Origin of the sequence: Blastomonas sp. (genome assembly GCF_041747255.1) — a bacterium.
Lineage (GTDB): Bacteria > Pseudomonadota > Alphaproteobacteria > Sphingomonadales > Sphingomonadaceae > Blastomonas.
Window position 1 is genome coordinate 1 of the sequence record NZ_JBGTFM010000363.1, and the last position, 2,308, is coordinate 2,308.

The window sequence follows — 2,308 nt, forward strand, 5'->3', positions numbered from 1 at the left end:
TGCCCCGCCTTGCGCTCGCCAACCTGCACCGCCCCGGCGCGCAGACGGGACAGCTGGTGGTGGCACTCGGGCTGGGGCTGACGCTGTTCGTCATCCTGGCCGCAATCCAGACCAGCCTGACCAACGAGATCACCCGCACCGTGCCCAAGGAGGCGCCCAACCTGTTCGTGCTCGATGTGCCGGTGGCCAGCGAAGCGCAGTTCCGGTCGGTGGTGGAGGCGGCGGCTCCGGGCGCTGCGGTCAACACCGTGCCCGCGCTGCGCGGCACGATCACCGGTTACAAGAACATCCGCGTGGCTCAGCTTGAAGCGATTCCTGACAATGCATGGGTGCTGCGCGGCGAACGCGGCCTGACCTATTCGGCGACGCTGCCTGAAGGCAGCGAGCTGATCAAGGGCACGTGGTGGCCGCAGGATTATGAAGGTCCGCCTCTGGTCTCGATCGACCGCGAGATGGCGAACACGCTCAACCTCGACGTGGGCGACACACTGACCGTGAGCCTGCTGGGGCGCGAGTTCACCGCCGAGGTCGCGTCGCTGCGCCAGATCAACTGGGACACGATGGGCTTCAACTATGTGATGGTGTTCAGCCCCAACACCTTGCGTGAAGCGCCGCACAATCTGGCGGGCACGGTGTCGCTCGAGGGCATGACCAATGCCGATGTGCGCGAGCGCGCGGTATCAAAGGCGGTGCTTGCGGCGTTCGCCTCGGCTTCGGTGATCGAGGTGCGCGATGTCATCGGCCAGGTGACGGTGATCCTCAGCCAGATCGCGACCGCGATTGCGGCGGCGGGGTCGATTGCGATCCTCTCAGGGATCGCGGTGCTGATCGGCGCGATTGCTGCCTCGCGACAGGCGCGCATCTATGACAGCGTGATCCTGAAGACACTGGGCGCGACGCGGCGGCAAATCCTGTCGGCGCAGGCGCTCGAATACGGTTTGCTCGCAGTGCTGCTGGCGGTGGTTGCACTGGGCCTGGGGCTGATCGCAGCATGGTATGTCATCACCCAGATATTCAGCTTCGGCTGGCAGCCCGACTGGGCGGTGGTGCTGATGACGCTGGGTGCGGGCGCGGCGCTGACCTTGGGTCTGGGCCTTGCCGGATCGCTGCCGGTGCTGGCGGCACGGCCTGCACAGGCATTGCGGCAGTTATGAGCTTCACTAAATCCTCCCCGAGCTTGCCTCGGGGAGGTGGCAGCGCGCAGCGCTGACGGAGGGGCAGTTGCGCGAACGGCAGCGCATCACCCCTCCACCATTCGCTGGCGCGAACGGTCCCCCTCCCCGAGACAAGCTCGGGGAGGAATTTACGGCACCACCACGCCGAAGCCGGGGTCGAACGGCGGGTGCAGCATCAGCCAGCGCAGGAACAGCGCGGCGTCGCCCTCGATGGTCATCGCGCCCGATCGCATCAGCGTGGGAAAGTCGCTCTCGCCCAGCACGATGGCGTCAAAATCGCTGCGGTTGAGGCGCACGGTGGCGTTGGCAGCGGGCGCGGGCACGTTGAGGCGCGGAATTTCAACATCGCCGTTGACCAATATGCCCATCGTCTCGCCTGTATCCGGCAGGATGAAATTGAACGATGCGCGCATGCCGTTTGCCTTGTCGGCGGCAAAGCGGGTGGCGAGTGCATCGAACAGCTGCGCGGTGGGGATGGCGCCGACAAAGCTTCGGTTCTGCGCGCCAGATCCCCGGCGTGGTGTCTCGGTGCCGCGCAGAGTGGCCGCACCCGACAGATAGTAATTGCGCCAGACGCCCGATTCCGCCGCGAAGCCCAGCGCCTCATAGCTGTCGGCAAGCGCCGCCCTGGCTGCCGCATGGGTGGGATCAGCAAACACCAGATGGTTGAGCAATTCTGCGGCCCAGCGGTGGTTGCCCTGCGCCTGCGCTGCTTTGCCCGCCGCGAGCAACGCATCTGCGCCGCCCGCAAGCGCGACATAGCCCCTGGCGGCATCCACCGGCGGCAGCGGGTTGAAATTGGCGGGCACCCCGTCCCACCAGCCAAAATAGCGCTGATAGGTCGCCTTCATGTTGTGATTGACCGTGCCGTAATAGCCGCGCGCGCCATGGCTTTGCTGCGCCAGCGGTTCGGCAATGCCATCGGCGACCTCGTGCAGCGTCAGCCCGGCATTGGCGCGGCCCAGAGTGCGGTCATGGACATAGCGGTAGGCATTTCGCTGGCTCTCAAGATACGCGGCCACGCGCGTCTGCCCCCAGGTGGGCCAGTTGTGCGATGCGATCTGCACCTCGGTCTTGTCACCCCATTTGACCAGCGCCGCATCGATGATCTTTGACCAGCGCAACGCATCGCG

At 65.9% G+C, this 2,308-nt stretch carries 2 protein-coding genes; one reads left to right on the top strand and one right to left on the bottom strand.

The features are described from left to right. On the top strand, positions 1-1,154 hold a 1,154-nt coding region (locus ACEW8G_RS12385; RefSeq protein ID WP_373488722.1), incomplete at its 5' end, for an ABC transporter permease. A 149-nt stretch (positions 1,155-1,303) separates the two neighbouring features. On the opposite strand, the gene ACEW8G_RS12390 is transcribed toward ACEW8G_RS12385, so the two are convergent. Further along, positions 1,304-2,308 (bottom strand): alkyl sulfatase dimerization domain-containing protein (locus ACEW8G_RS12390; RefSeq protein WP_373488723.1); only part of this gene is annotated, 1,005 nt, incomplete at its 5' end.